This is a genomic window from Arthrobacter sp. SIMBA_036 (assembly GCF_046535135.1).
Taxonomy (GTDB): domain Bacteria; phylum Actinomycetota; class Actinomycetes; order Actinomycetales; family Micrococcaceae; genus Arthrobacter.
On record NZ_JAWRXG010000002.1, the window covers coordinates 210,824 to 236,069 of the forward strand.

Consider the following 25,246-nt stretch of genomic DNA (forward strand, 5'->3'; position numbering starts at 1 on the left):
AGGCTTTGAGCCAATGCTAGTCAAAAAACACGCCGCCAGTACCGGGGCTCGGTACTGGCGGCGCGTCCAGGAATTGCCTACTTCTTGGGGCTGGCCGCCGATTGCACAACCAACTTGCCGGAGACGATGTCCGCCTTCAGCGCGTTCACCTCGGACTTGGTGTCCGATGAAACAGCCGAGTCGAGGTCGTGGAACGGGGCAATCGCCACGCCGTTGTTGGCCAGCGTGCCAACGTAAGCGGCGTTAGTGAACTTTCCGTCTTTGTCGTCCTTGACCACCGTTTCAACGGCGTCACCCATCTGCTTGACCACGGAAGTCAGCATGAGGTCCTTGTATTCAGGGGCCGTCAGGTAGCCGTCGGAGTCAACCCAGATGAGCTTGACGTCCTTGCCCGCAGCCTTCGCTTCCTTCAGGGCCGCGCCGGCACCCTTGCCCACCGGACCGGCCACGGGCATCACGATGTCCGCGCCCTGGTCCAAGAGGTTCTTGGTGACCTGCTTGCCGGTGTCCTGCTTTTCGAAGTCACCGGTGAACGAGCCGTCCTGGGTGGTCTTGTCCCAGCCAATGACCTGAACGGACTTGCCCTTGGCTTTGTTGTACGCCTGGACGCCGTCGTAGAAACCGTCCATGAAGATGGTCACGGTGGGAATCTTGATACCGCCGAAGGTTCCCACCTTGCCGGTCTTGGTGGTGGCCGCCGCCGTGTAGCCCGCCAAGTAGGCGGCCTGGGCGGTGTCGTAGACCACCGGCTTCACGTTGGAGATGGGGTCCGTGTACGTGTAGTCAATGATGGCGAAGTGCTTGTCCGTGTTCTTCTGGGCGGCAGCCTTGGTGGCATCTCCCAACAGGAACCCGACCGTGATGGTCAGGTTGCAGTTGGCGGACATCATGCCGTTGAGGTTGGTCTCGAAGTCGCTGTTGGACTTGGACTCAGCGGACTTGGTAGTGATGCCCAGGTCCTTCTCGGTCTTCTTCAGGCCATCGTAGGAGGACTGGTTGAAGGACTGGTCATCGAATCCGCCGGAGTCCGAGACGATGCAACCCACATAGTTACTGGCGCTGTTGCTGCTGGAGTTGGAATCGGGTGCTTGCCCGCAGCCAGTCAGCAAAAGGGCGGCTGCGCCTACTGTGGCGACACCGGCTAGGGAACCGCGCTTCAGGGTGGCACGCAGTGGTTTCTTCAATTTTCCTCCAGGAAAAAGTGATTGGCGCTACGACTGATGGTCAATGAGTGTCCATTTCCTAAACCTGAGGCAGAAATTCTGTTTTCACTGATGCTCGCAGCCGCGCCGAGGGCGCATTGATGACACCAACTTTAGTGGCCTGAAACACACCCTGATAGCACAAATCCCTGAGGAGAAGCAGATTGTTGACCTTTTGTTACCAACCCCTGGCGCGGGGCCTAGGTGCCACCATGCTAGAGCCGCACGAGCATCTTGCCGGTGTTGGCGCCGTCGAGCAGGTCGATGAACGCCTGCGGCGCGTTCTCCAGACCGTCCACGATGGTTTCGTCGTAGCTTACTGAACCATCTGCAAGCCAGCCGGCCATCTTCTGCGCAAATTCGCCGGCGTGCTGGCGCTGGCCACCGACCAGGAAACCGCGCAACGTCAGCTGCTTGCCAATGGCTACCGCCAGGTTTCGCGGTGCGGCCGGCGGCTCGGTGGAGTTGTACTGCGAAATGGCACCGCACATGGCCACCCGACCACCGACAGTGAGTGTGGCCAGCGCCGCTTCCAGGTGATCGCCACCGACGTTATCGAAGTAGACATCGATGCCGCGCTCCCCCGCTGCTTCACGCAGTTGGTCCAGGACCGGGGCATCGTTGTAGTTGAAGGCCGAGTCGAAGCCCAGTTCCAAGAGCCGGGCAACCTTTTCCGCGGATCCGGCGCTGCCGATCACCTTGGAGGCACCCATGGCCTTGGCGATCTGCCCGACCATCGAACCGACGGCACCAGCGGCGCCGGAGACGAAGACAACGTCGCCTTCCTTGAATTCGGCGACCTTCAGCAGGCCGGCATAGGCGGTCAGCCCGGTCATGCCCAAAGCACCGAGGAAAGCGGAGGTCGGAGCGAGCCCGCCCGGCACCGGAGTGGTAGCCGTAGCGTCCACCACCGCATATTCGCGCCATCCCAGTGAATGCACGACGACGTCACCCACCTTGTGCGTGTCCGAACGTGACGCGATCACCTCGCCCACCGCACCGCCGTCGAGCGCTGCATCGACTTGGAACGGCGCCGAGTAGGACTTGACATCATTCATGCGGCCGCGCATGTACGGGTCCACGGACATGAACTGGTTGCGCACCAGGAGCTGCCCATCGGCCAGCTCCTGCAACGGCGTGACAGCCAAGCGGAAGTTTTCCGGCGTCGGGCGGCCAACCGGTCGGGAAGCGAGCTGGATTTCGCGGGTTTCCACGGGAGTCACGGCGCTCATGCTGCGAACTCCACGAGCTTGAGGTCCACGGTCATGTTGCCGCGCGTGGCGTTGGAGTATGGGCAGACCTGGTGGGCTTTGGCCATCAGTTTCTCCGCCGTATCGCGGTCAAGGGCCGGCAGGGCGATCTCGAGTTCGGCAGCCAGTCCGTAGCCTTCGCTGTCCGTCAGCGCACCGAAGTGGATCTTTGCGGCAACAGCAGAGTCGCTGAGGTCCACGCGGTCCTTGCGACCCACCATCCGGAGGGCCGAGTGGAAGCAGGCAGCATAACCGGCGGCGAACAACTGCTCAGGGTTGGTGCCTTGTCCGTTGCCGCCGAGTTCCACCGGGCTTGCCAGTGCGACGTCGAGCTTGCCGTCATTGGTGCGGGCGTTGCCGTCGCGCCCTTCGCCGGAGGCAAGTGCCTCAGCCGTGTAAAGAGTCTTCATCGTGTTTCCGTTTCTCTTTGACAATGATGTCTTGGGTGTCTTAGGTGGGAAGTTCTCAGAGTGAGCTGTTCAGGGCTGCGGTCAGTTTGCCCAAGGTGTTGTGCAGTTGCTCAATCTCCGCGGCGGAGAGGCCTGCTGCATCGGCGAGACGTTGGGGAACGGCCCCGGCCCGGGCGCTGAGGGCCGTTCCGGCGTCGGTCAAAACGACGTCGACGCGCCTCTCGTCTTCGGCTGAGCGGCGGCGCTGGACCAGCCCCATGCCCTCAAGCCGCTTCAGCAAGGGCGATAACGTGCCCGAATCGAGCCCAAGCTCGGCCCCGAGTTCCCGCACGCTCCGCGGCTCCTGTTCCCAGAGCACCAGCATGACCAGGTACTGCGGGTAGGTAAGCCCCAACTCTTCCAGGACCGGGCGGTAGACCGCCGTCGCGGCTTTGGATGCCGAGTACAGCGCGAAACAGACTTGGTGGCGGAGCCGGGGTGCATCACTCATGGCTTAAACGATAGTGCACAATTCAATTGTGCACAACTCAACTCCATGTGGCTCACACAACCTCATATGGTCCACACAGCTAAGTACGGGCCTAGGTTGGAACTACTGCTCCAGGTCGCGGATAGTGCGGAGGGCAGCGGCCGTTAGGACGCGGATGGCATAGCCGAGCGCGCGTTCATCCACGATGAAGTCACCACGGTGGAGGTCGTACTCCTCGCCACCGGGAGTATGCGTGCCCAGGCGCATCATGGCGCCAGGAAGGTCCGCGAGGAACCACGCGAAGTCCTCGCCACCCATGGACTGCGGCGTCAGGACCACCGCTTTCTCACCCAACTCGGCCCGTGCGGAGGCTTCAATAAGGGCCGTTTCATGCTCGGAGTTGACCACAGGAGGCACGCCGCGGGTGTGCTCGAGATGCACGTCCACGCCATACGGCGCCGCCACCTGCTTCACGACGTCGTCCAGCAACTCGCCCGCGCTGTGCCAGGCCTCGCGGTCCAGGCAACGCATGGTTCCGGCCATGTAACCCGACCCGGGAATGGCATTGGGGGCCGACCCTGCCGAAATCTGGCCCCAGACCACGGAAACACCGCTGCGCACATCGACACGACGCGAGAGTACGGCGGGAACATTGACGGCAATTTGTGCGAGTGCGAACACCAGGTCTTCGGTCAGGTGTGGCCTGGAGGTGTGCCCGCCTCGTCCGGAAAGCTCAATCTTGATGGTGTCCGACGCCGAGGTGATCGCCCCGATGCGGGTACCGATCTGGCCCACGTTGATTCGGGGATCGCAGTGCAAGGCGAGGATCCGCGGCACACCCTCCAAGACGCCCTGTTCGATGCAGGACAAGGCCCCGCCGGGCATGGTTTCCTCGGCAGGTTGGAAGATGATCCGGACCGTACCGCCCAAAGGATTGTTTTTGTGCATCCGCTGCAGCGTCAGGGCAATCCCGAGCATGGCAGTGGTGTGGACGTCGTGCCCGCAGGCGTGGGTGACACCGTGGTTCTTTGAAGCGAACGGCAGCCCCGTCTCCTCGATGATCGGCAGTGCGTCGATATCGCCGCGGAGCGCTGTGCCAATCGGGCCCTCACCAACGTCAACCGTCAGCCCGGTTCCTTCGAGCCGCCGTGGCTTCAGCCCAGCGGCTTCCAGGCGCTCCACGAGCTTGTCCGTGGTGCGGAATTCCTTGAAGGACAGCTCGGGGTGCGCATGGAGGTCACGCCGGAATGCGATGAGTCCGGGAAGGAGCTCGTCAACCCAAGGACTCACAACGGGGGCCGGCTCGGTTTCAGTCGTGTAATTGCGCACGTCACAACTCTAGCCATGCAAGGCCTCCGAGGAACGAAAGCAACCTCTTGGTTACGCCACGTTCAGCTGCGGGATAACCAAGGAGGTGGCTCACGGTATAAACACCGGCATAAGCACCGGTGCGAACCAAGCGTCAGAGCACGTCCGTATCGCCGCTGGCTTTGAGCGCGTCCACCGTGCCCTTGACCAGCTGCGCGTGCTCCTTGGTGGTCACCAGGAGTGCGTCCGGAGTATCCACGATGACGACGTCCTTGATACCGATAAGGGCAATAACGCGCTTGGTATCGGAAACCACCACGCCGCTGGCGTTTTCCGCGAACACGCGGGCGCCTTCACCGAGAACGGTGACCTCGTCGACGTCGCCCGCGTTGTTCAGGCGACCAATGGCGGCAAAGTCGCCGACGTCGTCCCAACGGAAGGTACCGGGCACGACGGCGACGTCGCCGGCTTCCGCTGCGGGCTCGGCCACTGCGTAGTCGATGGCAATCTTGGGCAGGGTGGGCCAAATACGGGACGTAACCTCGGCGCGCCGGGGAGTGTCCCATGCCTCCGCGATTTCCTGCAGACCCGCGAAGAGCTCGGGTTGGTTGGCCTCCAGGTGCCGCAGCATGAGCGCCACGGGCGCAACGAACATCCCTGCATTCCAAACGTAGTCGCCGGCCTCGACGTACTTGTTGGCAACTTCCTGGCTGGGCTTCTCCACGAATTCCGCCACAGCCATGGCGTTAGGGGCGCCGTCGATGTTGAGTGCCGCCCCGGAGCGGATGTATCCGAAGCCGGTGGAGGGGTGCGTCGGCTTGATACCGATGGTGACGATCTTGCCGGTGGCGGCCGTGTAGATCGCCTCGCGAACGGCCTCTTGGAAGAGGTCGTCGGGACTGATGACCTGGTCCGCGGCAAAGGAGCCCATGATTGTTTCCGGATCACGGCGGTGCAAGATCGCAGCAGCAAGTCCGATCGCGGCGCCCGAGTCCTTGGGTTCGCTTTCGAGAACCATCTCGTCCTCGCCTACTTCCGGGAGCTGGCGGCACACTGCTGCACGGTGGGCTTCCCCGGTCACCACGAGCACGCGGGAACCAGCGAGCGGTTCGAGGCGGTCGTAGGTGGCCCTCAGCAAGGTGCTGCCGGAACCTGTCAGGTCATGCAGGAACTTAGGGGCAGCGGCACGCGAGAGAGGCCATAGCCGGGTCCCCACACCACCCGCCGGAATCACGGCGTGGAAGCGGCCCAAGGGCGATTCCTGGATTTTCGCGTCGTCTGTACTCACCGCAACACTTTATCCGACAGCACCGGCAAGCCCCGCAGAACGCGACACATGTGGCGTTCGTCTCAGGGAATGACCAAAACTGCCTAGAACACTGCGGAGTGGTTGAACCATGAACGAGCGAAGTAGGGCCTAAATTGAATAAGCTGTTAGCGAAGCCTAGATTTAGGCGTGAGCTACGAGTGCTCTCGCAGCAGGCGTTTCCCCGCGTGGATCCCATGCCAGCGCCGCTGTGTTGCAGGAAGGTTTAATCAGTGCCGACAAAACCAGCTGGCACCTTGTACCGCGGCCGTGAAGGCATGTGGTCCTGGGTTGGACACCGAATTACCGGTGTAGTGATCTTTTTCTTCTTGTTGGTCCATGTGCTGGACACCTCATTGGTGCGCGTGTCCCCTGAGGCCTACACGGCCGTGATTGGCGCCTACAAGAACCCCCTGATGGCCATTGGTGAAACAGGCTTGGTCGCTGCGATTGTCTTCCACGCTTTCAACGGCCTGCGCGTCATCGCCATCGACTTCTGGAAGAAGGGCGCCAAGTACCAGCGGCAGATGCTGTGGACCGTGCTTATTCTTTGGGTGGTCGTCTTCGGCGCATTCGCCGTCCGCCACCTGTCCCTGGCACTGGGAGGCCACTGACCATGACCACCATCGAATCCCCACGCAGTGGAAAAATCGGCTCAGGGAAGATCGCCCCGAAGTACAACCGCAGTGGTCACAGCCGCGGCAACTTCGAGATGATCGCCTGGCTCTTCATGCGCCTCTCCGGGGTCGTCCTGGTAGTGCTCATCTTCGGTCACCTGTTCGTGAACCTCATGGTGGGCCAGGGCATCCACGCGATCGACTTCGGCTTCGTTGCAGGTAAGTGGGCCGATCCGTTCTGGCAGTTCTGGGACCTCGCCATGCTGTGGCTTGCCATGCTGCACGGCACCAACGGCGTCCGCACGATCATCAACGACTACGCCGAAAGGGACGCCACCCGCTTCTGGCTCAAGGGTGTCCTCTACGCCGCAGCCTTCGTCATCATCATCCTGGGCACGTTGGTGATCTTCACCTTCAACCCGTGCCCGGTCGTCAACGGCGTTCAGCTGCCCGGCGGTTTCTGCCCGGCGCCTTAGCGGACCGCGCCGCGGCTTTCCGCTGCGGCTGGCCACGCCTGAAGTAGCGGAGCAGCCTCCGCCGACCATCTGAATTTTTGAAAGAGAGAGCATCTGGTATGCAGGTCCATAAGTACGACGTCGTCATTGTCGGTGCAGGTGGCGCCGGCATGCGCGCCGCGATCGAGTCCGGTCAGCGTGCACGCACAGCGGTACTGACCAAGCTCTACCCCACCCGCTCGCACACCGGTGCGGCACAGGGTGGCATGTGTGCAGCGCTGGCCAACGTCGAAGAAGACAACTGGGAATGGCACACCTTTGACACCATCAAGGGAGGCGACTACCTGGTTGACCAGGACGCAGCCGAGGTCATGGCGAAGGAAGCCATCGACGCCGTGCTGGACCTGGAGAAGATGGGTTTGCCGTTCAACCGCACGCCCGAAGGCCGGATCGACCAGCGCCGCTTTGGTGGCCACACCCGTGACCACGGCAAGGCCCCCGTCCGCCGGGCATGCTACGCCGCAGACCGTACCGGCCACATGATCCTGCAGACCCTCTATCAAAACTGCGTCAAGCACAACGTTGAGTTCTATAACGAGTACTACGTCCTTGACCTGCTGATCGTCGAAGAGGACGCCGTTCGCGAGGACGGGACCCCCTACAAGCAGAAGCGCGTTGCCGGCGTCGTCTCCTACGACCTCGCATCAGGCGAACTGCACGTGTTCCAGGCCAAGTCCGTGGTGTTCGCTTCAGGTGGTGCCGGCAAGGTCTTCAAGACCACGTCCAACGCCCACACCCTTACCGGTGACGGCATGGGCATCGCGTTCCGCCGCGGCATCCCGTTGGAGGACATGGAGTTCTTCCAGTTCCACCCGACCGGTCTTGCCGGCTTGGGCATCCTCCTCACCGAGGGTGCGCGCGGTGAAGGTGCCATCCTGCGTAACTCGGAGGGTGAGCGCTTCATGGAGCGTTACGCCCCCACCATCAAAGACTTGGCTCCCCGCGACATCGTGGCCCGCGCCATGGCCAATGAAGTCCGTGAAGGCCGCGGCTGTGGCCCGAACAAGGACTACGTCCTCCTGGACCTGACCCACCTTGAGCCGGCGCACATCGAGGCCAAACTTCCGGACATCACCGAGTTCGCCCGCACCTACCTCGGCGTGGAACCGTTCACGGACCCGGTCCCGGTATTCCCCACGGCGCACTACGCCATGGGCGGCATCCCCACCAACATCACCACCGAGGTGCTGCAGGACAACGACACGATCGTTCCGGGCCTCTACGCTGCCGGTGAAGTTGCCTGCGTATCCGTGCACGGCTCCAACCGCCTGGGCACCAACTCGCTCCTGGACATCAACGTGTTCGGCAAGCGTGCCGGCATTGCCGCCGCGGAGTACTCCAAGACGGCTGACTACGTGGAGCTGCCGGCGGACCCCGAAGCGATGACCCGCAGCATCCTGGACGGTTTGTTGACCGGCACCGGAACCGAACGCGTCGCCCAGATCCGTAAGGAACTGCAGGAGACCATGGACGCCAATATGCAGGTGTTCCGTACCAAGGAGTCCTTGGAGCAGGTCCTTCGGGATATCGCGTCCTTCGAGGAGCGCTACAAGAACGTCACTGTCCAGGACAAGGGCAAGCGCTTCAACCTTGACCTCCTGGAAGCAGTGGAATTGGGCTTCCTCCTGGACATGGCCAAGGTCATGACCGTCGGTGCCCTGCACCGCGAAGAATCACGCGGTGGACACTACCGCGAGGACTTCCCGGAACGCGATGATGAAAACTTCATGAAGCACTCCATGGCATACCTTGACACTTCCGTCACCGCCGCTTCCTCGGCGGAATCGGTTGCGGGCATCCGTCTTGAGACCAAGCCCGTCATCTTCACCCGTTACGAGCCGATGGAGCGTAAGTACTAATGACGACCGAAATGGCAGAGCCCGCATCCAAGATCGAGCTCCCGGCAAGCGTCGCCGGCGACGGTGAAATCCCCACCTTCCACATCACCCTCCGCGTCCGCCGCTACGATCCGGAAATCTCGGAAGAGGCACGCTGGGATGATTACAAGCTGACCATGTACGGTACGGACCGTGTGCTGGATGCCCTTCACAAGGTCAAGTGGGAGATTGACGGCAGCGTTTCCTTCCGCCGCTCCTGCGCCCACGGCGTGTGCGGGTCCGATGCCATGCGCATTAATGGCCGCAACCGCCTCGCCTGCAAGACCCTCCTGAAGGACCTGGACACGTCCAAGCCCATCACGGTGGAACCGATCAAGGGCCTCCCTGTGGAGAAGGACCTGATCGTGGACATGGAGCCGTTCTTCCAGTCCTTCCGTGAGGTCATGCCGTTCCTGATCAACAAGGGCCACGAACCCACCAAGGAGCGCCTGCAGTCCGTTGAGGACCGTGAACGCTTCGATGACACCACCAAGTGCATCCTGTGTGCAGCCTGCACCTCGTCCTGCCCGGTCTTCTGGACCGACGGTCAGTACTTCGGCCCGGCAGCGATTGTGAACGCCCACCGCTTCATCTTCGATTCCCGTGACGACGCCGGCGACATGCGCCTTGAGATCCTGAACGACAAGGAAGGCGTGTGGCGTTGCCGCACCACCTTCAACTGCTCCGAAGCATGCCCGCGTGGCATCCAGGTGACCAAGGCCATTGCCGAGGTCAAGCAGGCAATCCTGTCCCGCAAGATCTAGCTGGACCGCACTAAAGAACAGCACGACGACGGCGCCGCTCACCATTGCTGGTGACGGCGCCGACGTCGTTAATCCGGACTCCCCTAGGGAGTTCGCAACAAGGCAGCCCAAACCGAGGAGAATAGCGTGTCGCGCCCTGAGAAGATCAGCTTCGTTGGAAGTACCGGCGATGTGCTGGCCGGCGTCGTGGACGTTCCTGAGGGTCCCCTGCGGGGCTGGGGCGTGTACTCGCACGGCCTGACCCTCGGTAAGGACAGCCCCGCTGCCTCACGCATCTGCAAAGGGTTGGCCGAGCAAGGCATCGGCATGCTGCGCTTTGACAACCTGGGGCTGGGAGGCTCCGGCGGGGAGTGGTCTGAGGGATCGTTCAGCGTAAAGGTTGCAGACACCATCTTGGCTGCGGCGTACATGCAGGAACAGGGCCGCAGGATCAGCCTGCTGGTGGGACATTCGTTTGGAGGGGCAGCAGTGCTCGCCGCTGCCCGCGACGTCCCGGGCCTGAATGCTGTGGTGACAGTGGGCGCGCCCTATGAGCCCAAGCACGTCGAGCACATGTTCGACACCGAAATAGACGCCATCCTTCGCGACGGCAGCGCGGTAGTGGATCTGGGCGGCCGCCCCATGGAAGTCCGCCGCCACTTTGTCGAGGACGTGGAAAAGGCCGATCTGCGGGACTGCATCCGGACTCTCCACAAGCCTCTGATGGTGATGCACTCCCCCACCGACAACACGGTGGGGATCGACAACGCCAGCGAGATCTTCCGCACCGCGAGGCACCCCCGGAGCTTCATCTCCTTGGAAGGCAGCGAACATTTGCTCACGGGCAAGGGCCAAGCTGCTCGGGTTGCCCGGATCATCAGCGCGTGGGCAGACCCGTATCTGGAACTCCCGGAAAGCGTCTAGCTCCTACGTGTGGGGCGTGACCCGCCGCGCGCCAAGGATTTTGGTTCGCTGGGTGGTGCCTGACTCGTCGTCGGCCTCCCGGATAGCGGACCACGAGGCAGAGACGAGGTAGACCTGGCTGACCAGGTTGAACCAGATCAGCAAACCTATGATGATGGCGAACGAGGCGAGGACCGGGTTGTGACCGGCACGCGCCAGGAGTTCGGTGCTGAAAAGCTGCAGTATGGTGGTTCCCACCCCGGCGAAGACCACTCCTTCGAGGAACGCCCGGCGACCCAACGCCAGCCCCGCTGCGACGCGGAACAGCACCGCCGCCGTCGTGCAGTTCAGCAAGAGCGGAACCACGATGTTGACCACAGCGGCAAGGGGCGCAGACACGGCCTCGTCCAATGGCAGAAGACTGATGACCCAGTCCGCCGCGGTGCCGAAGACCAGTGACGCCCCTGAGCTGACCACCAGGAGCACTCCGAGGAGTAGGAGGGTTCCTGCGTCGATGAGTTTTTGGAGGATGGGATTACGTTGCAGGGGTCCGGCCTCTGTCACGGCGCGCAGGCCCTCCCGGACGCTGGCAATCCAGCCCAGGGAGGTGAAGACAGTGACGACGGCGGCGATCACTGCGGTCCAGCCAAGCCCGGCCGGATTGAGCAGCGATTGCGGATCCACTAAGCCTTTTCCGCCGTTGACCGCCAGCAGGCCGGGCGCCGCAGCTGCGACGCTGTTGATCACGGCGCCTTCGAGCACCGGATCACCACCGAGGACGATCCCGGTGATGGCGAACCCTGTAGTCAGCAGGCCTGTCACCGAGAAGAACATGGTGAAACCGATACCGGCGCTCAACAGGGGTCCATGCTGGCGGGTGTACTGCTGGAACGAGCGCATTGCACGGTTGGTGTTCAGCTTCGCAAGGACCAAAGCGACGAACACGCCGGCCTTCTTAGGCAACGCATCGCCGGCAAGTTTCGCTTGGCCCCAGTCTTGCCTCTTGCGCAGGAACTCAAGTTTCAGTTGCGCCCGCTCAGTTGGAAGTGGCGGACCGTCCGTCTCTTTCGCCGGGTTCCGCTTACCGTTCTTGGTCAGTATCGCCGCCAAAGTCGAGCTCTTCCCGTAGCTGCCAAATTCCGTTGCTGTCGTGCTCGTAAAGTCCCATGCTAACCACCGGAAAGGTGGCGCGGTAATCACGGAGCACCGTCTCGGCCTCATCGAGGCTTTCCTGCCCGACATCGTGAGCGACCGTGACGTGGGGGTGGTATGGAAACGGAAGGCTCCGTTCGAGAGGACCGCTTTGGAGCTTCTCGTGCAATTTCACGCACTCCTCGAAGCCTTCTTCGACATTGACAAACACCACTGGTGAAACGGGCCGGAATGATCCGGTGCCCGAAATGGTGACGGTGAAAGGCTCCTGGCAGCGGGCAACCTCCCGGACGTGCTCGATGGTGGCGGTCCAGTCCTGGGTGGGGGTTGTGGTGATCAACGTGATGTGGGCAGGAATGACCTCGGCCATGGGATCGCCAAACGAGGCCCGCCATTCCCGGAGTTCGCGGGCCACGTCCGCCGGGAAGCCAAGGATCACTCCCACGCACATGGTGTCGCCGGCACCGCAGTCGACACGGGCGACGGCGGTCTGCCGCGCATTGTCCGGACCGGCACCCCTGCGGGTGTCGGTCCGGACGTTGAGCTGGCCAGCTGCGCACATGGAGTTAGCGGACTCCCTGTTCGCCGTTTGAAGCAATTCCACGGTAGGGAAGGAACCCGACCCGCGAGTAGACGTCCGCGAGGGTGGCGGATGCAATTTCCCGTGCCTTGTCCGCCCCGTGGGCCAAGAGACGGTCAAGTTCTGCCGGATCCGCGAGAAGCTCGTTGGCGCGTTCCCTGATCGGTGCAAGGTGCCCCGAGACCAGCTCCGCCAAGTCCACCTTGAGGTGCCCGTACATTTTTCCCTGGTAGTCAGCCACGATTTTCTGCACTGGCGTGCCGCTGATCGCCGAATAAATGCTCAGCAGGTTGGACACGCCCGGCTTGTTCTCGCGGTCGTAACGGATCTCCGTTTCGGTATCGGTCACTGCCGACTTGATGCGCTTGGCGACCGTTTTGGGATCATCCAAAAGGTTGATCAGCCCGGCCGGCGATTCCGCGGACTTCGACATCTTGGCCGTGGGGTTCTGCAGATCGTAGATCTTGGCCGATTCCTTCTGGATGAAGGCCTCGGGGACTTGGAATGTCTCCCCGAACCGGCTGTTGAAGCGCTGCGCGAGATCCCGGCTCAATTCAACGTGCTGCCGCTGGTCTTCGCCCACCGGAACTCCGTGGGGCTGGTACAGGAGGATGTCAGCGGCCTGCAGGATGGGGTAGGTGAACAAGCCCACGCTTGCCTGGTCCGATCCCTGCTTCTGGGCTTTGTCCTTGAACTGGGTCATCCGGGCGGCTTCGCCCATTCCGGTGATGCAATTCAGCACCCAGGCAAGTTGGGCATGCTCGGGGACCTGGGACTGGACGAACAAGGTGCACTTGTCCACGTCCACGCCGCCGGCGATGTATTGGGCGGCAGTGACACGTGTGCGCCGGGCCAGCTCAGCCGGGTCTTGCGGAACCGTGATGGCGTGCAGGTCCGGAATGAAGAAAACGGCATCGTACTCGTCCTGCATCCGGACCCAGTTGACCAAGGCGCCAAGGTAGTTGCCAAGGTGCAGGGAGTCGGCGGAAGGCTGCATGCCGGACAGGACGCGGTGCTTGGCTCCGGCGGCTGGTTTGCTGGACGCCGCTGCCTGGACGGCCGTTGCAGTGACGCCCGAGCCGGTTTCAGTCGTAGTGGAACTAGTCATGGAGGATACTTTCGGAAGCTTAGAGCTGGTAGTCCACTACCAGCGGTGCGTGGTCAGAGAAGCGGGTGTCCCACGACGGCGCCCGGTCCACTACAGCCGAGAAGGCGGCTGCCGCGAAATCCGGTGTGGCCATGTGGTAGTCGATGCGCCAGCCTGTGTCAGTGTCAAAGGCTTTTCCGCGCTGGGACCACCAGGTGTAGGGGCCGGCGACATTACCTGCCAGGCCCCTGTGAACATCCCTCCATCCGATTTCTTCGCCGAAGAAGCGGTCAAAGTAGGCGCGCTCCTCCGGGAGGAAGCCGGCACGCTTGACGTTGCCCTTCCAGTTCTTGATGTCGAGCTCGGTGTGTCCGACGTTGAGGTCGCCAACCACCAAGGCGTGGTCGCTGTGCTTCGCGAGTTCCGGAAGCCGCGTGGTCATGGCGTCCAGGAAACGGAACTTGTCCTCCTGCTTGGGAGTTCCTGCTTCCCCGGAGTGCACATAGGCGCTCACAACGGAAAGGGTGCTGGACTCCCCCGCGGTGTTCCTAACGATGTAATCCGCTTCCACCCAGCGTCCGGAGGTATCGAAGTAGGGGTCGCCGATCCCGATCCGGGTGGCAGTGGGTTCTTCGCGGGAAGCGATGGCCACCCCTGCACGGCCTTTTGCCTCAGCCTCGGTGTGGAGGATGTGCCAGCCATCCCCGAGCAACGACCTCACGATGTAATCAGGAGCACGGACTTCCTGCAAGCAGAGGATGTCTACCTCGCGAGGCTCCAGCCATTCCGCCATGCCGTTCCTGTAGGCAGCCCGAAGGCCGTTGACGTTGACCGATGCGATGCGAAGGAAATCCTTCTTCAATGCCGTGCTCACCCGCTCTACTCTAGTCGATGATGGTTCCGGCCACGGGCTCGTCCGAGGGGTCGCCCGTCTTCATCATGTCCCGGGCATTGGTGGCCGTGATGGCTATGGTTTCCAGCGCCCGGTTGATGGTGTCCTGGTCGGCGGCGTCGCCCTTGGCGCGTTCCTGCTCCACCACCCGCACCTGGACCTGGACGATTTTGAACGAATGGTCCAGCTTCAGGTCCCTGACATCGTCATTGTGGCTCCGCTCGGCTACCACCCGAGTTCCGCCGTTGTCTGCAACGCCCGACGACGCGCGGCCGGTCGCCGCCGTGAACGCATTGTGCGCCTCGGTCAACTTGGCACCGGCGCGCTTAGCGGCCGTGCGGATGCTGAGCACCACGAACGTGGCCAAAACCAGCCAGCCGAAGGCAACAACCGCCACAACCCAGCCCACGACGTCGTTCTTGTTGGCAGCGAAAATCACTGCCACCACGAAAGCGATCAGCAAAACAGTCATGCCCAAGCCGCCAATTCGGAAGCCCTTGAACATGCCTTTGCCGGCAGCGGACGTGGACGGGCGCGAGTCACCAAGAGATTGCATACCTCAATTGTCGCAAACTCGAAATGGCTGCCGGGCCCCTTCCACGCACGGCGAACATGGAGCTATTTCCCCGGCTGCGAGCGCAGGACCTCCAACCGTTGCCGAAACTCGGTCTCATCGATTTCGCCGCGTGCGTAGCGCTCACGCAACACGCTTTCGGCGCCCTGTGTTGCCGCCCAGTGGTGGTTCCGCCGCCATGTCCTGCGTCCCACGAAAATGAGCGTGCCGATCACGAGGATCCAGAACAGCGGGAACAGGAGGAAGAACGGCCAAGCGGGTCCGCCTCCCCACGGGCCGTGGACGACGGCGGCATCCTGCATCTGCGCCAGCGCACCACTTACGGTGCTTGCCTGCCCTGCAATTGATGCCTGCCCTGTGCTTATTGCCTGCCCTGCTATTGATGCCAGTGCGGTGAACATGTCAGTGATCCAAACTCTTGCCGCCGGTGCCCGGCGCGAGCCGGCTTTCGGCTCTGGTTCGAGTCTTCCCGGCGGCGACTGGGGCGGCGTCCGCCGTCGGGAGGCACTTGGGGTGTCACCGCTACTCCGGCGGTAGTCTCCCTACACCGCCTGGCTGCTCCAAACGCCTAGCTGCTCCAACCCGGCCGCACCAGCCCGGATTCGTAAGCGAGGACCACCAGTTGTGAACGGTCCCGGACCATGAGCTTGGTCATGATGCGCGAAACGTGGGTCTTGGCTGTGAGTGGTGTAATGAACAGCCGCTCCGCGATTTCGGCATTGTTCAGCCCCTCGCCCACCAAGGCCAGGACTTCCCGTTCGCGGTCTGTGACTTGGTCCAAGGGGATCGCCTTGCCCGCGGCACGGCTTTGTGAGGCCAACTGCGCCATGATTCGCCGTGTCACCGAGGGCGAAAGCAGGGCGTCGCCGTCGTGGACCACCCTGACGGCCCGGATCAATTCCGCGGGTTCGGTGTCTTTGACCAGGAAGCCCGCCGCGCCAGCCCGCACGGCCTCGGAAATGTACTCATCCAGCTCGAACGTGGTGAGAATAATGATCCGCGTGCCCGCCAACAGCGGGTTGGCCAGGATCTCGCGGGTGGCGTTCAGGCCGTCCCCGCCGGGCATGCGGATGTCCATGAGGACCACGTCTGGTTGCTCGCGGGCGGCGAGGCGAACGGCGTCGGCCCCTGTTCCTGCCTCCCCCACCACCTCCATGTCCTGCTCAGCATCCAGGAGCGCGCGAAAACCCGCCCGGATGAGGGTTTGGTCGTCGGCAAGTAGGATGCGGATCACGGGCGGTTCCCTTCGAGGTGTATCGGGAGGGCCGCTTCCACCCGCAAGCCGGGCTGCAATTCACGCACAGTGAGGGTACCGCCCATGGCGCCTGCCCTCTCCTTCATTCCCGTCAAACCATTGCCCGGGAGCGCTCCACGCATGCCGCCGCCGTCGTCGTCGACGGTCACCGTCAGCGCCCCGGCGGTCGGGCCACTACCGGTCTGGCCAAGACGCACGACGGCGGAGCTGGCACCTGAGTGCCTGCCGACGTTGGTCAGGGCTTCCTGGATGATCCTGTACGCGGCTTCCTGCTGGGCGGGGCCGATGAGCTGATGGTCCGAGTTGTCCTGCAGCGTGACCCGCAGGCCGCCCAACTCTGCGTTCTTGGCCAGCGCCGGTAGTCCGGCCAACGTGGGTTTGGCCGCGGGGACCAACGGTGCGTCTTCGCGCAGCACGCCGAGGAGTTGCCGGACTTCGGTCAGGGACTCCTTGCTGGCTGCTTTGATGGCTTCCAACGCAGGGCGGAGTTTCTCGGGATCGTCCGCGCCGACGTGCAACGCCACGGATGCCTGCACATTGATCATGGAGAGGGAGTGGGCTACGACGTCATGGATGTCCCGGGCAAGGGTGAGCCGGTACTCGTCCCGTTCCGCTTTCTGTGCCGCCTCCCGCCGTCGTCGGTACTCAGCGAACCGTTCGCCGCGTCGCCGGAATGCTTGCCCCAGCAGCACCAGGATGGCAGCCCAGGCCACACCTGCGGAGGCACGCAGGGGCCAGTTCGGATCGCCGCTCACCGCCGCGCCTACGACGACGGCCCCCGCAGCGATCCCCGCGCCGAGCCACGCTTGCCACCGCAGGCCCGCGGCAGCGGTGAGGACGATGGACAGGGCCAGGGATAACGCGATCGGACCCCAGGCGTAGCCCAGGGCGAGGTAGCTCGCCGTGGCCACGAAGGCAACGGGGAACATGGCAAGCGGTGCACGCCGGCGGAAAGCCAAAGCGGCGGGGCCGGCCAGGAGCAGCAGCATCGCGGCGATGTCGAGGGGCCGGGCCGAGTCCTGATGGCGCGCGGAGATCAGTGTTCCCACCACTTGGATGACCGCCACCGTGATCACGATGAAGCTGGTGGGCGGACCCGCGAAACGGCGATATCTCCGGGGCTCAGCTGCGCGCGGAGGCGCAGGAAAACTCGGCTGCATACACCGAGCCTAGCTGCGGGTGGTCCGGGCGTCGTCAGGTTAACGGAGCAGGGCGCCTACTCCGTGGGGAGTAGGCGCCCTGCTTTTGTTAAGCCCTCTGTTCTTAAGCCATGCTGTTGTTACGCGATGCCGGCTTGGCGCTCGGCGCTCTCCACCACATTGGCGAGCAGCATGGCTCGGGTCATCGGGCCAACACCGCCCGGGTTCGGGGACAGCCAGGCGGCGACGTCGGCCGCGGCCGGGTCCACGTCTCCGGTGACCACAGCCTTGCCGTTGCCGTCGTCCACACGGCTGACGCCGACGTCGAGCACGATCGCACCCGGCTTGAGGTCTTCAGCCTTGATCATGTGCGGCACACCTGCGGCCGCGATGACGACGTCGGCCTGCCTGAGTTCTGCGGGCAGGTCCACCGTTCCGGTGTGGGCAAGGATGACCGTTGCGTTGACTTCCTTGCGGGTCAACAGAAGCCCGATCGGACGGCCAATGGTCACTCCACGGCCAACCACCAGGACCCGCTTGCCCTTGAGCTCGATGTTGTGGCGGCGCAGCAACTCCACACAGCCCTTCGGCGTGCAGGGAAGCGGGGACTTCATCTCACCATTGACGTTGGCCACCAACCGGCCAAGGTTCATCGGGTGCAGGCCATCGGCGTCCTTGTCAGGGTCCATGGCCTCCAGGATGACGTCCTGGTCGATGTGCTTTGGCAACGGAAGTTGGACGATGTACCCGGTGCATTCCGGGTTCTCGTTGAGCTCGCGGACAACTTTCAGGAGGTCTTCCTGGCTGATGTCCTCGGGCAGGTCCCTGCGAATTGACTGGATGCCAACCTCAGCGCAATCCTTGTGCTTGCCTCCGACGTACCAAGTGCTGCCCGGGTCCGAGCCCACCAGGATGGTGCCCAGGCCAGGAACGATTCCCTTGGCCGCCAGTGCGGAGACGCGAGTGGTCAGTTCTGCTTTGATGGCTGCGGCGGTGGCCTTGCCATCGAGGACCTGTGCGGTGGATTGTGTCATTCCATCTGCTCTTTCTGGTGGTAACCCGTTACCACTGCTCGTGCTGCGGGTACAGCGGGAAGTCCGCGGCGAGCCTGTCCACGCGGGCCTGGAGGGCTTCGACATCCGTGGCGGAGCCTGCCTTCAGGGCGGTGGCGATGATCTCGGCAACCTCGGTGAACTCGGCGGCGCCGAATCCGCGGGTGGCCAAGGCCGGGGTACCGATGCGGAGGCCGGAGGTGACCATCGGCGGGCGGGGGTCGAACGGAACGGCGTTGCGGTTCACGGTGATGCCCACGGAGTGCAGGAGGTCTTCGGCCTGCTGGCCGTCCAACTGCGAGTTACGCAGGTCAACCAGGACCAGGTGAACGTCGGTGCCGCCGGTGAGGACCGAGACGCCCGCTTCGGCGACGTCGGACTGGTTCAGGCGGTCGGCGATGATCTTGGCACCCTCAAGCACACGCTCCTGGCGCTCCTTGAATTCTTCGCTGCCGGCGATCTTGAAGGCAACGGCCTTGGCTGCGATGACGTGCATCAGCGGCCCGCCCTGCTGGCCCGGGAAGACGTTGGAGTTGAGCTTCTTGGCCCATTCCTGCTTAGCGAGGATCACGCCGGAACGCGGACCGGCGAGGGTCTTGTGGACCGTGGAGGTAACGACGTCGGAGTGCGGCACCGGGCTCGGGTGCAGGCCTGCTGCAACAAGGCCGGCGAAGTGCGCCATGTCCGTCCACAGGAGTGCGCCAACTTCGTCGGCGATGGAACGGAAAGCGGCGAAGTCGAGGTGGCGCGGGTACGCGGACCAACCGGCGATGATGACCTGCGGCTTCTCGGCAATGGCCTGTTCGCGGAGCTTGTCCATGTCGATGCGGAAGGTGTCTTCTTCAACCTGGTAGGCCGCTACGTTGTAGAGCTTGCCGGAGAAGTTGAGCTTCATGCCGTGTGTCAGGTGGCCACCGTGGGCCAGGGACAGGCCAAGGATCTTGTCGCCCGGGGTGATCATGGCGGACAGGGCTGCCGCGTTAGCCTGTGCACCGGAGTGCGGCTGGACGTTGGCGTACTCGGCGTCGAACAGTTCCTTGACGCGGTCGATGGCGAGCTGCTCAGCGACGTCGACGTATTCACAACCGCCGTAGTAGCGGCGGCCCGGGTAGCCCTCGGCGTACTTGTTGGTCAGGACGGAGCCCTGTGCCTCCATGACAGCGCGGGGTGCGAAGTTTTCGGACGCAATCATTTCCAGGGTGCCGCGCTGGCGGCCGAGTTCCTGGTTGAGGACTGCTGCGATCTCGGGATCGAGATCGGCGAGCGACTGGTTACTGACAGACGCGGAAGTGGTTGTGGTAGTCACGGAGATCTCCTGGCTAGGCAACGGGTAGTGCTACAGGTCAGGCTACCGGCAGCTGCATTCCCGAGTCGCGTTGATGACGGCGGAATCGGTCACGTTTATGTGCGGCGGTAAGACATGACCCTCGGCCCAGGCGTACGATCCGTGGTCTTCATGATTGCCGCTCCCTGGTGGTAGTCCACCCAACGCCAGTTGCGACCCGTTAACAGTACAACAAGGCAGCACGGGTAGGCTTGTCGGCGTGACTGACTCCACCGCTTTTGTTGTAACACTGTCCTGCCCCGACCGTCCCGGCATCGTCCATGCGGTAGCCGGAGCCCTCCTTGGCGCCGGTTGCAACATCACCGACTCCCAGCAGTACGGCAGCCCAAGCACGGGTAACTTCTTCATGCGGGTGGAGGCAACGACGTCGTCAACCGAAGCGGAGCTGACGGCGGCCCTGCAGCCCGTCGCGGAGTCGTTCGGCATGACCTGGCAGGTCAACCCGGTAGGCCGGAAGGTCCGCACCATCATCCTGTGCTCCAAGGATGCCCACTGCCTCAATGACCTCCTGTTCGCCCAGCGCACAGGAACCCTGCCCATCGAGATCCCGGCCATCGTCTCCAACCACCGGGACCTTGAGGAACTCGCCGACTTCTACGGCATCCCCTTCCACCACATCCCGGTCACGCCGGAAACCAAGCCACAGGCGGAGGCAGAGCTGCTGAAGCTGATCGCCCAGAACGACGTCGAACTGACCGTCCTTGCCCGGTACATGCAGGTCCTCTCCAACGATCTCTGCACCGAACTGAACGGCCGGGCCATCAACATCCACCACTCCTTCCTGCCCTCGTTCAAGGGAGCCAAGCCGTATCACCAGGCCCATGCCCGCGGCGTGAAAATCATCGGCGCCACCGCCCACTACGTGACGGCGGACTTGGATGAAGGTCCCATCATCGAGCAGGAAGTCATCCGTGTTGACCACGCCCGGACGCCCGCCCAGTTCGTTCAGATGGGCCGGGACGTGGAGGGCCGAACCTTGGCCCAAGCCGTGCAGTGGCACGCCGAACACCGCGTGCTGCTCGATGGCACCCGGACGGTCGTGTTCAACTAACCCCTCACCCGGCCCCGCTGCCGTCCCCCGAACTAAGCTGTAACTATGCGACCGGTCCAATCGTTGACGCCGGAGCGGGTGGAGTGCCGGGAATGGTTCATCCGGCTGCTGAAATCCGAGCACCGGCGATCCGTGCTTGAGTTGGGCTGCGGTGCGGGCCTTGAGGGTTTGGCCTTCGTCCGCGCCGGCATGCATTACTGCGGTGTGGACCGCTCCGACGACAGCGTTCGGCTGGCCCGGGGCGCCGGGCTCAACGCTTCGGTTGCGCGCGGCCAGGACCTGCCGTTCGTTGACGGTTCGTTTTCAGCCGCTTGGGCCATGGACACCCTCGCGCACGTGCCCAACAGCAGGATTCACGACGTCGTCAGCCAGCTCGTGCGCGTAACGGCGCCTGGCGCGCCAATCGCCGTCGGGCTTTGGTCAGGTGACGATGACGAAACACTGAACCTCGTGGACCTCGAAGAACCCCGTCGCTTCCTCAGCCACCGCAGCGACCCAACCGTCAATCGGCTCTTTGGGGAGCACGGCACAGTTGAACGCTTCCGGACGTGGCCGGAGGATGCTGGCGCGGAGTCAGGCCCCGGCGCCGACAACACAGGGCGGCACTACCAGTTCCTGATCTTCCGCACCCCCACACCTAACTAGGGGACAGATAACGCCCCTCTGAGCGCTCGTAGCGACGTTTGCTGTTCCCTAGTTGGGAAATAAGCTGGGCCTATGGCTCCCTCTTACACATTTGCCGGGGAAACCCCGGACATCCACGAATCCGCATTTGTTGCACCCACCGCCTCGATCATCGGAAAGGCCACGCTGGCCCGGGATTCCAGCGCCTTCTACGGCGTCTCCGTCCGGGCTGATACCGCGGCCATCAAGGTTGGAGCGGGATCGAACCTGCAGGACAACGTGGTCCTTCACGCCGATCCCGGATTCCCCTGCACGGTGGGCGAGCGCGTGTCGGTGGGGCACAGCGCCGTCGTCCATGGCTGCACTGTGGAGGACGACTGCCTCATCGGAATGAGCGCAACCATCCTTAACGGTGCCGTGATCGGCGCCGGTTCCCTTATTGCCGCCGGCGCCGTTGTCCTGGAGGGCACGGTTATTCCCCCCCGATCGCTCGTCGCCGGGGTCCCGGCCAAAGTGCGGCGCGAACTGACCGACGAAGAGTTCGACGGCGTCAAGCGCAACGCGGCCCACTACAAGGAACTCGCTGCCGCGCACAGGGCGATGCACGGGGCTTAAACGACGATTGCCAGGCCCGCTCTGCGCACTTACCAAGGGTTTTAGGGTGCAGAGCGGGCCTGGCAACGCGGGAGATTGGTCCAGGGAAATTAGTCCAGGAAGATTAGTCCAGGGAGATAGGGCCGAGCTCATCCAGAAGCTCGCCCGGACCCGGGTTGCCATCAACCGAGGAACCGCCCAGGTGGTTCACCACGCCCCACACAGCGTTCAGCCCCGTGGTTACAGCGCCTTCCGCCCAGCCGGCAGTGAAGGACACGTCATCCCCGGCGAGGAAGACGCCGCGCTGGCTCTCCGGAAGCTGGTCCTGCTTGAAGTGCGTGAACAGTCGCTGCTGGTAGCGGTAGTGCCCCGGCAGGTTGGCCTTGAAGGCTCCCATGAAGTTGGGATCAGCCTCCCACGACACCGTGATGGGCTGGCCAATGATGTGGCTGGCGATGTCCACTCCAGGGTAGATCTGCTCCAGGGAGTGCAGCATGAGCTTGACCCGCTCTTCGGCCGTGAGGGCGAGCCACTTCAAGGCGTCGTCGTTCCACGTGTAGGACAGGAGGATGACGGCGGGCTTGTCGGGGCCGTCGTCGAGCAGGTACGTGGCCCGGTTGAGGCGGTCGGTGAGCGTCATGGACAAGATTTCGCGGCCCGTCTCCGGGTCGATGTCCTTCCAAAACGGCCGGTCCACCATCACGAAGGTCTTTGACGACTGCATGTAGTGCGAGCGCTCGATCGCGGTCCACAGCTCAGCCGGGAACAGCGCCTCCTCGGTGTGGATCCTCGTGGACAGCAACCATGACTGGCAGGTGGTCACCACTGCAGGGTAGGTTGCCTCCCGCCCCCAGCTCTCGCGGACCAGGAGGTCCCCGTTTTCCGCGCGGCGGAGGTTGGAAACTGCTCCACGCGGGGATCCGGAGTGCAGGGATGCCAGGGACGTGCCTTGCGGCCAGTACTTAAGGTCCGACGGCGCGTGGTTCCACAGTGCCTCGGGGAGCCTTTGTGCTCCTCCGACGATCGAGCGGTGTTGGTCATCGGCGTCGGTGTAAACAACGCGGAGGATTTCGAGGATGGAGTTGGGGAAGTCAGTGTCCCAGCCACCGGTTCCGAATCCCACCTGACCGAACGCCTCCCGGTGCGCGAAGCCGGCCTCCTTGAAAGACTTGCTCGCAGCGATGAAACCGTAAAACGTCTGCTCGTCCATGCGGGGAAGCAGTTCGTTCCAGATTTCCTTGATCCGGGCGGTGTCGCGGGCCCGGATGGCCTCCTGCATCTCAGCGAAGGCAGCCCCGTCATTGACGGCCGCCTTCCACGCATCAGCGACTTCGCGGAAGAATTCCGGGAGTTCATCCGCTGTGGTGGCGTAGTGCTTCTTGCCGGCGAGTTCGATCACGGTACTGGACGTGGCCGGGGCCATGGGGTTGGGGAAATCATTGGTGTCCAACCCGAGCAGGTTCACATAGTGGTAGAACGCTTTGCCGGAGACGGGGAAGCGCATCCCACCAAGATCCGCCACGACGCCCGGGGCTGAGGGGAAGCTCGCAGTCCGCAGGCGGCCGCCGATCTGGTCGGCCTCGTAGATAACGGGCTTGAGGCCCAGCTTCATGAGTTCGTAGGCGGTGACCAGTCCGGAAAGCCCGGCGCCAACGATGGCGACTTCGGTGCCGTACAAGTCCTCGGGTACGGTGCCCAGGCCCGCGGGGTGGGCCAGGTAATGGTCATAGCTGAACGGGAAGTCCGGGTTCAGCATAGTGATGGGCCCCCGCTCGGCCTCCGCCGCGGAAGCATCGGCGTCGGAGAGCGGAAGTTCGGTGGCGATGGTCATCAGTTTGCTGCTTTCACACGTTCCGGGCTCACGGCCCTGGTTGTCATTTCACGGTAGTCCTGCTCGCTGAGCGCGGCTACCTTGGAATTCCGGCGTCCATAGCCGAAGTAGATGGCTATCCCCACAAGCATCCAGCAACCAAAGACCACCCAGGTGTCCGCACCGAGGTTCGCCATCAAGTAGGCGCACATTAGGGTGCCCAGCACAGGTGCGATCGGGTACAGCGGAACACGGAACGGCCGCTCAAGATCAGGGCGGTTGCGGCGAAGGTAGATGACCGCGACGTTCACCAAGGCGAAGGCGAAAAGGGTACCGATACTGGTGGCATCGGCGAGGGCACCCAGCGGGACCAGGCCCGCAGTGAGGGCGACGGCGGTGCCTACTATCAGCGTTCCGGCCACAGGGGTGCCGGTGCGCGGAGAGATCCGGCCAAAGACCTTGGGCACCAGGCCATCGCGGGACATGGACAGAAGGATGCGCGTCTGGCCGTAGAGCACCGTGAGGACGATGCTGGCGATCGCTAGGACAGCGCCCACGGAGAACACCAAGGCGATCCACGGCTGGTGCGTAATCTCGTCCAGGATCTGGACCAACGCAGCCTCGGTGCCGTCGAACCAGCCCCAGGGGCGGGCACCGATGGCTGCGACCGCAACCAGAACGTAGATGCTGGTCACGATCACCATGGAAAGAAGGATGGCTCGGGGCAAATCCCGCTTGGGGTTCTTGGCTTCCTCACCTGCAGTGGAGGCGGCATCGAAGCCGATGTAGGAGAAGAAGACCCTGGAAGCGGCAGCAGATACACCGGCTGCGCCCATCGGCATCAGCGGTTCGAAGTTGCCCGCGTTGAAGGCACTGAAGGCCACGACGCAGAAGAACAGCAGGATGCCGATCTTGATGATGACGATGGTGGTGTTAATCCAGGCACTTTCGCGGGCGCCGCGCACCAGCAGGATCATGGCGAAGACCACGATCACCATAGCCGGGACGTTCACCAGGCCGCCGTCGCCCGGTGGCTGGCTAACGGCGTCGGGCAGTACCAGGCCGAAAGCCGAAAGCGCTTCGTTGACGTATTGCCCCGCGCCCACCGCGACGGCGGCCACGGACACTGCGTACTCCAGCACCAGGCACCAGCCACAGATCCAGGCCATGCCCTCGCCCATGGTGGCGTACGAGTAGGAGTAGCTGGAACCGGCAACGGGCACCAGGCCTGCCATCTCCGCGTACGAAACAGCAGAGAGCAATGCGGCCAGGCCTGCCACGACAAACGAGATCCAGATGGCCGGGCCAGCCAGCGGCACGGACTCGCCAAGGATGACCAGGATGCCGGTGCCGAGAGTCGCACCAACGCTGATCATGGTCAGTTGGAGGACACCGAAGCTGCGAACCAAGGGCGTCCCGCCCTCACCGCTGCCGGCTTCGTTGACCATTTGGCCGATAGGTTTGCGGCGCAGCAATTGGGTGCCCAGACGG

Annotated in this window: 26 protein-coding genes; 8 read left to right on the plus strand and 18 right to left on the minus strand. The window is 63.3% G+C overall.

Features of this window, described 5'->3' with window-relative positions; genetic code table 11:
- Nucleotides 1–77: 77 nt before the first annotated feature.
- The 6 genes from SB659_RS03690 to SB659_RS03715 form a co-directional block, all read right to left on the minus strand.
- Entirely contained in the window at nt 78–1,184 is a 1,107-nt protein-coding gene (locus tag SB659_RS03690) for a BMP family lipoprotein (RefSeq protein ID WP_410549521.1), read from the minus strand.
- Between the two features lie 233 nt (nt 1,185–1,417).
- On the minus strand, nt 1,418–2,434 hold the full coding sequence (locus tag SB659_RS03695) for an NADP-dependent oxidoreductase (RefSeq protein ID WP_410549522.1): 1,017 nt from the start codon (nt 2,432–2,434) through the stop codon (nt 1,418–1,420).
- Nucleotides 2,431–2,862 (minus strand): organic hydroperoxide resistance protein, encoded by a 432-nt coding sequence (locus SB659_RS03700; protein WP_410549523.1) that lies wholly within the window; start codon nt 2,860–2,862, stop codon nt 2,431–2,433. Before SB659_RS03700 ends, SB659_RS03695 begins: the two co-directional genes overlap by 4 nt.
- Before the next feature lie 55 nt (nt 2,863–2,917).
- Nucleotides 2,918–3,352: a MarR family winged helix-turn-helix transcriptional regulator gene (locus SB659_RS03705; RefSeq protein ID WP_284974342.1), complete on the minus strand. Its 435-nt coding sequence runs from the start codon at nt 3,350–3,352 to the stop codon at nt 2,918–2,920.
- A gap of 102 nt (nt 3,353–3,454) precedes the next feature.
- The gene (locus tag SB659_RS03710; protein ID WP_410549524.1) at nt 3,455–4,660 is read right to left on the minus strand and encodes an amidohydrolase; all 1,206 of its coding nucleotides are present in this window, start codon (nt 4,658–4,660) and stop codon (nt 3,455–3,457) included.
- Between the two features lie 133 nt (nt 4,661–4,793).
- Complete coding sequence (locus tag SB659_RS03715) at nt 4,794–5,927, minus strand: mannose-1-phosphate guanylyltransferase (RefSeq protein WP_410549525.1); 1,134 nt, start codon at nt 5,925–5,927, stop codon at nt 4,794–4,796.
- 251 nt (nt 5,928–6,178) lie between these two features.
- Here SB659_RS03715 and sdhC point away from each other — a divergent pair, with 251 nt between their 5' ends.
- The 5 genes from sdhC (at nt 6,179) to SB659_RS03740 (ending at nt 10,621) form a co-directional block, all read left to right on the plus strand.
- Nucleotides 6,179–6,559 carry a succinate dehydrogenase, cytochrome b556 subunit gene (gene sdhC, locus SB659_RS03720; protein ID WP_284974339.1) on the plus strand — a complete coding sequence of 127 codons (381 nt, stop codon included), beginning with the start codon at nt 6,179–6,181 and terminating at the stop codon, nt 6,557–6,559.
- 2 nt (nt 6,560–6,561) lie between these two features.
- Nucleotides 6,562–7,038, plus strand: a complete 477-nt coding sequence (locus SB659_RS03725; RefSeq protein ID WP_284974338.1) for a succinate dehydrogenase hydrophobic membrane anchor subunit — start codon at nt 6,562–6,564, stop codon at nt 7,036–7,038.
- Nucleotides 7,039–7,136: 98 nt separating this feature from the next.
- Nucleotides 7,137–8,936 carry a succinate dehydrogenase flavoprotein subunit gene (gene sdhA, locus SB659_RS03730; protein WP_284977645.1) on the plus strand — a complete coding sequence of 600 codons (1,800 nt, stop codon included), beginning with the start codon at nt 7,137–7,139 and terminating at the stop codon, nt 8,934–8,936.
- Complete coding sequence (locus SB659_RS03735; RefSeq protein ID WP_284974336.1) at nt 8,936–9,718, plus strand: succinate dehydrogenase iron-sulfur subunit; 783 nt, start codon at nt 8,936–8,938, stop codon at nt 9,716–9,718. Before sdhA ends, SB659_RS03735 begins: the two co-directional genes overlap by 1 nt.
- Before the next feature lie 126 nt (nt 9,719–9,844).
- Complete coding sequence (locus SB659_RS03740; protein ID WP_410549526.1) at nt 9,845–10,621, plus strand: alpha/beta hydrolase; 777 nt, start codon at nt 9,845–9,847, stop codon at nt 10,619–10,621.
- Between the two features lie 3 nt (nt 10,622–10,624).
- Here SB659_RS03740 and SB659_RS03745 read toward each other — a convergent pair whose 3' ends face one another.
- From SB659_RS03745 to glyA, 10 genes are all read right to left on the minus strand, one after another.
- Nucleotides 10,625–11,710 (minus strand): YihY/virulence factor BrkB family protein, encoded by a 1,086-nt coding sequence (locus SB659_RS03745; protein WP_410549527.1) that lies wholly within the window; start codon nt 11,708–11,710, stop codon nt 10,625–10,627.
- A complete protein-coding gene (locus SB659_RS03750) occupies nt 11,682–12,314 on the minus strand; it encodes a 2'-5' RNA ligase family protein (protein ID WP_410549528.1) in 633 nt (210 codons plus the stop codon). Before SB659_RS03750 ends, SB659_RS03745 begins: the two co-directional genes overlap by 29 nt.
- Nucleotides 12,315–12,318: 4 nt before the next feature.
- Complete coding sequence (gene trpS / locus SB659_RS03755; RefSeq protein ID WP_410549529.1) at nt 12,319–13,440, minus strand: tryptophan--tRNA ligase; 1,122 nt, start codon at nt 13,438–13,440, stop codon at nt 12,319–12,321.
- Between the two features lie 19 nt (nt 13,441–13,459).
- Nucleotides 13,460–14,293, minus strand: a complete 834-nt coding sequence (locus tag SB659_RS03760) for an exodeoxyribonuclease III (RefSeq protein ID WP_410549530.1) — start codon at nt 14,291–14,293, stop codon at nt 13,460–13,462.
- Nucleotides 14,294–14,303: 10 nt separating this feature from the next.
- Nucleotides 14,304–14,867: a hypothetical protein gene (locus tag SB659_RS03765; protein WP_284977639.1), complete on the minus strand. Its 564-nt coding sequence runs from the start codon at nt 14,865–14,867 to the stop codon at nt 14,304–14,306.
- Nucleotides 14,868–14,929: 62 nt separating this feature from the next.
- The gene (locus SB659_RS03770; protein WP_410549531.1) at nt 14,930–15,286 is read right to left on the minus strand and encodes an SHOCT domain-containing protein; all 357 of its coding nucleotides are present in this window, start codon (nt 15,284–15,286) and stop codon (nt 14,930–14,932) included.
- A 167-nt stretch (nt 15,287–15,453) separates the two neighbouring features.
- Complete coding sequence (locus tag SB659_RS03775) at nt 15,454–16,119, minus strand: response regulator transcription factor (protein WP_284974328.1); 666 nt, start codon at nt 16,117–16,119, stop codon at nt 15,454–15,456.
- Nucleotides 16,116–17,300 (minus strand): sensor histidine kinase, encoded by a 1,185-nt coding sequence (locus SB659_RS03780; protein ID WP_410549532.1) that lies wholly within the window; start codon nt 17,298–17,300, stop codon nt 16,116–16,118. Before SB659_RS03780 ends, SB659_RS03775 begins: the two co-directional genes overlap by 4 nt.
- Before the next feature lie 119 nt (nt 17,301–17,419).
- Nucleotides 17,420–18,313, minus strand: coding sequence for a bifunctional methylenetetrahydrofolate dehydrogenase/methenyltetrahydrofolate cyclohydrolase (locus SB659_RS03785; protein ID WP_284974326.1), 894 nt, complete (start codon nt 18,311–18,313; stop codon nt 17,420–17,422).
- Between the two features lie 28 nt (nt 18,314–18,341).
- Nucleotides 18,342–19,637, minus strand: a complete 1,296-nt coding sequence (gene glyA, locus SB659_RS03790) for a serine hydroxymethyltransferase (RefSeq protein ID WP_284977635.1) — start codon at nt 19,635–19,637, stop codon at nt 18,342–18,344.
- Nucleotides 19,638–19,875: 238 nt separating this feature from the next.
- Between glyA and purU the strand changes: the two genes are divergently transcribed.
- The 3 genes from purU to SB659_RS03805 all read left to right on the plus strand — a co-directional run bounded on the left by purU (nt 19,876) and on the right by SB659_RS03805 (nt 21,966).
- Nucleotides 19,876–20,727, plus strand: coding sequence for a formyltetrahydrofolate deformylase (purU, locus tag SB659_RS03795; RefSeq protein WP_284977634.1), 852 nt, complete (start codon nt 19,876–19,878; stop codon nt 20,725–20,727).
- A gap of 45 nt (nt 20,728–20,772) precedes the next feature.
- Nucleotides 20,773–21,372 carry a class I SAM-dependent methyltransferase gene (locus SB659_RS03800; protein ID WP_410549533.1) on the plus strand — a complete coding sequence of 200 codons (600 nt, stop codon included), beginning with the start codon at nt 20,773–20,775 and terminating at the stop codon, nt 21,370–21,372.
- 72 nt (nt 21,373–21,444) lie between these two features.
- The gene (locus SB659_RS03805) at nt 21,445–21,966 is read left to right on the plus strand and encodes a gamma carbonic anhydrase family protein (protein ID WP_284977632.1); all 522 of its coding nucleotides are present in this window, start codon (nt 21,445–21,447) and stop codon (nt 21,964–21,966) included.
- Nucleotides 21,967–22,069: 103 nt separating this feature from the next.
- Here SB659_RS03805 and SB659_RS03810 read toward each other — a convergent pair whose 3' ends face one another.
- Nucleotides 22,070–23,776 (minus strand): flavin monoamine oxidase family protein, encoded by a 1,707-nt coding sequence (locus SB659_RS03810; RefSeq protein WP_410549534.1) that lies wholly within the window; start codon nt 23,774–23,776, stop codon nt 22,070–22,072.
- A complete protein-coding gene (locus tag SB659_RS03815; RefSeq protein ID WP_410549676.1) occupies nt 23,776–25,203 on the minus strand; it encodes an amino acid permease in 1,428 nt (475 codons plus the stop codon). The genes SB659_RS03810 and SB659_RS03815 overlap by 1 nt, the downstream gene beginning before the upstream one ends.
- Nucleotides 25,204–25,246: the final 43 nt, after the last annotated feature.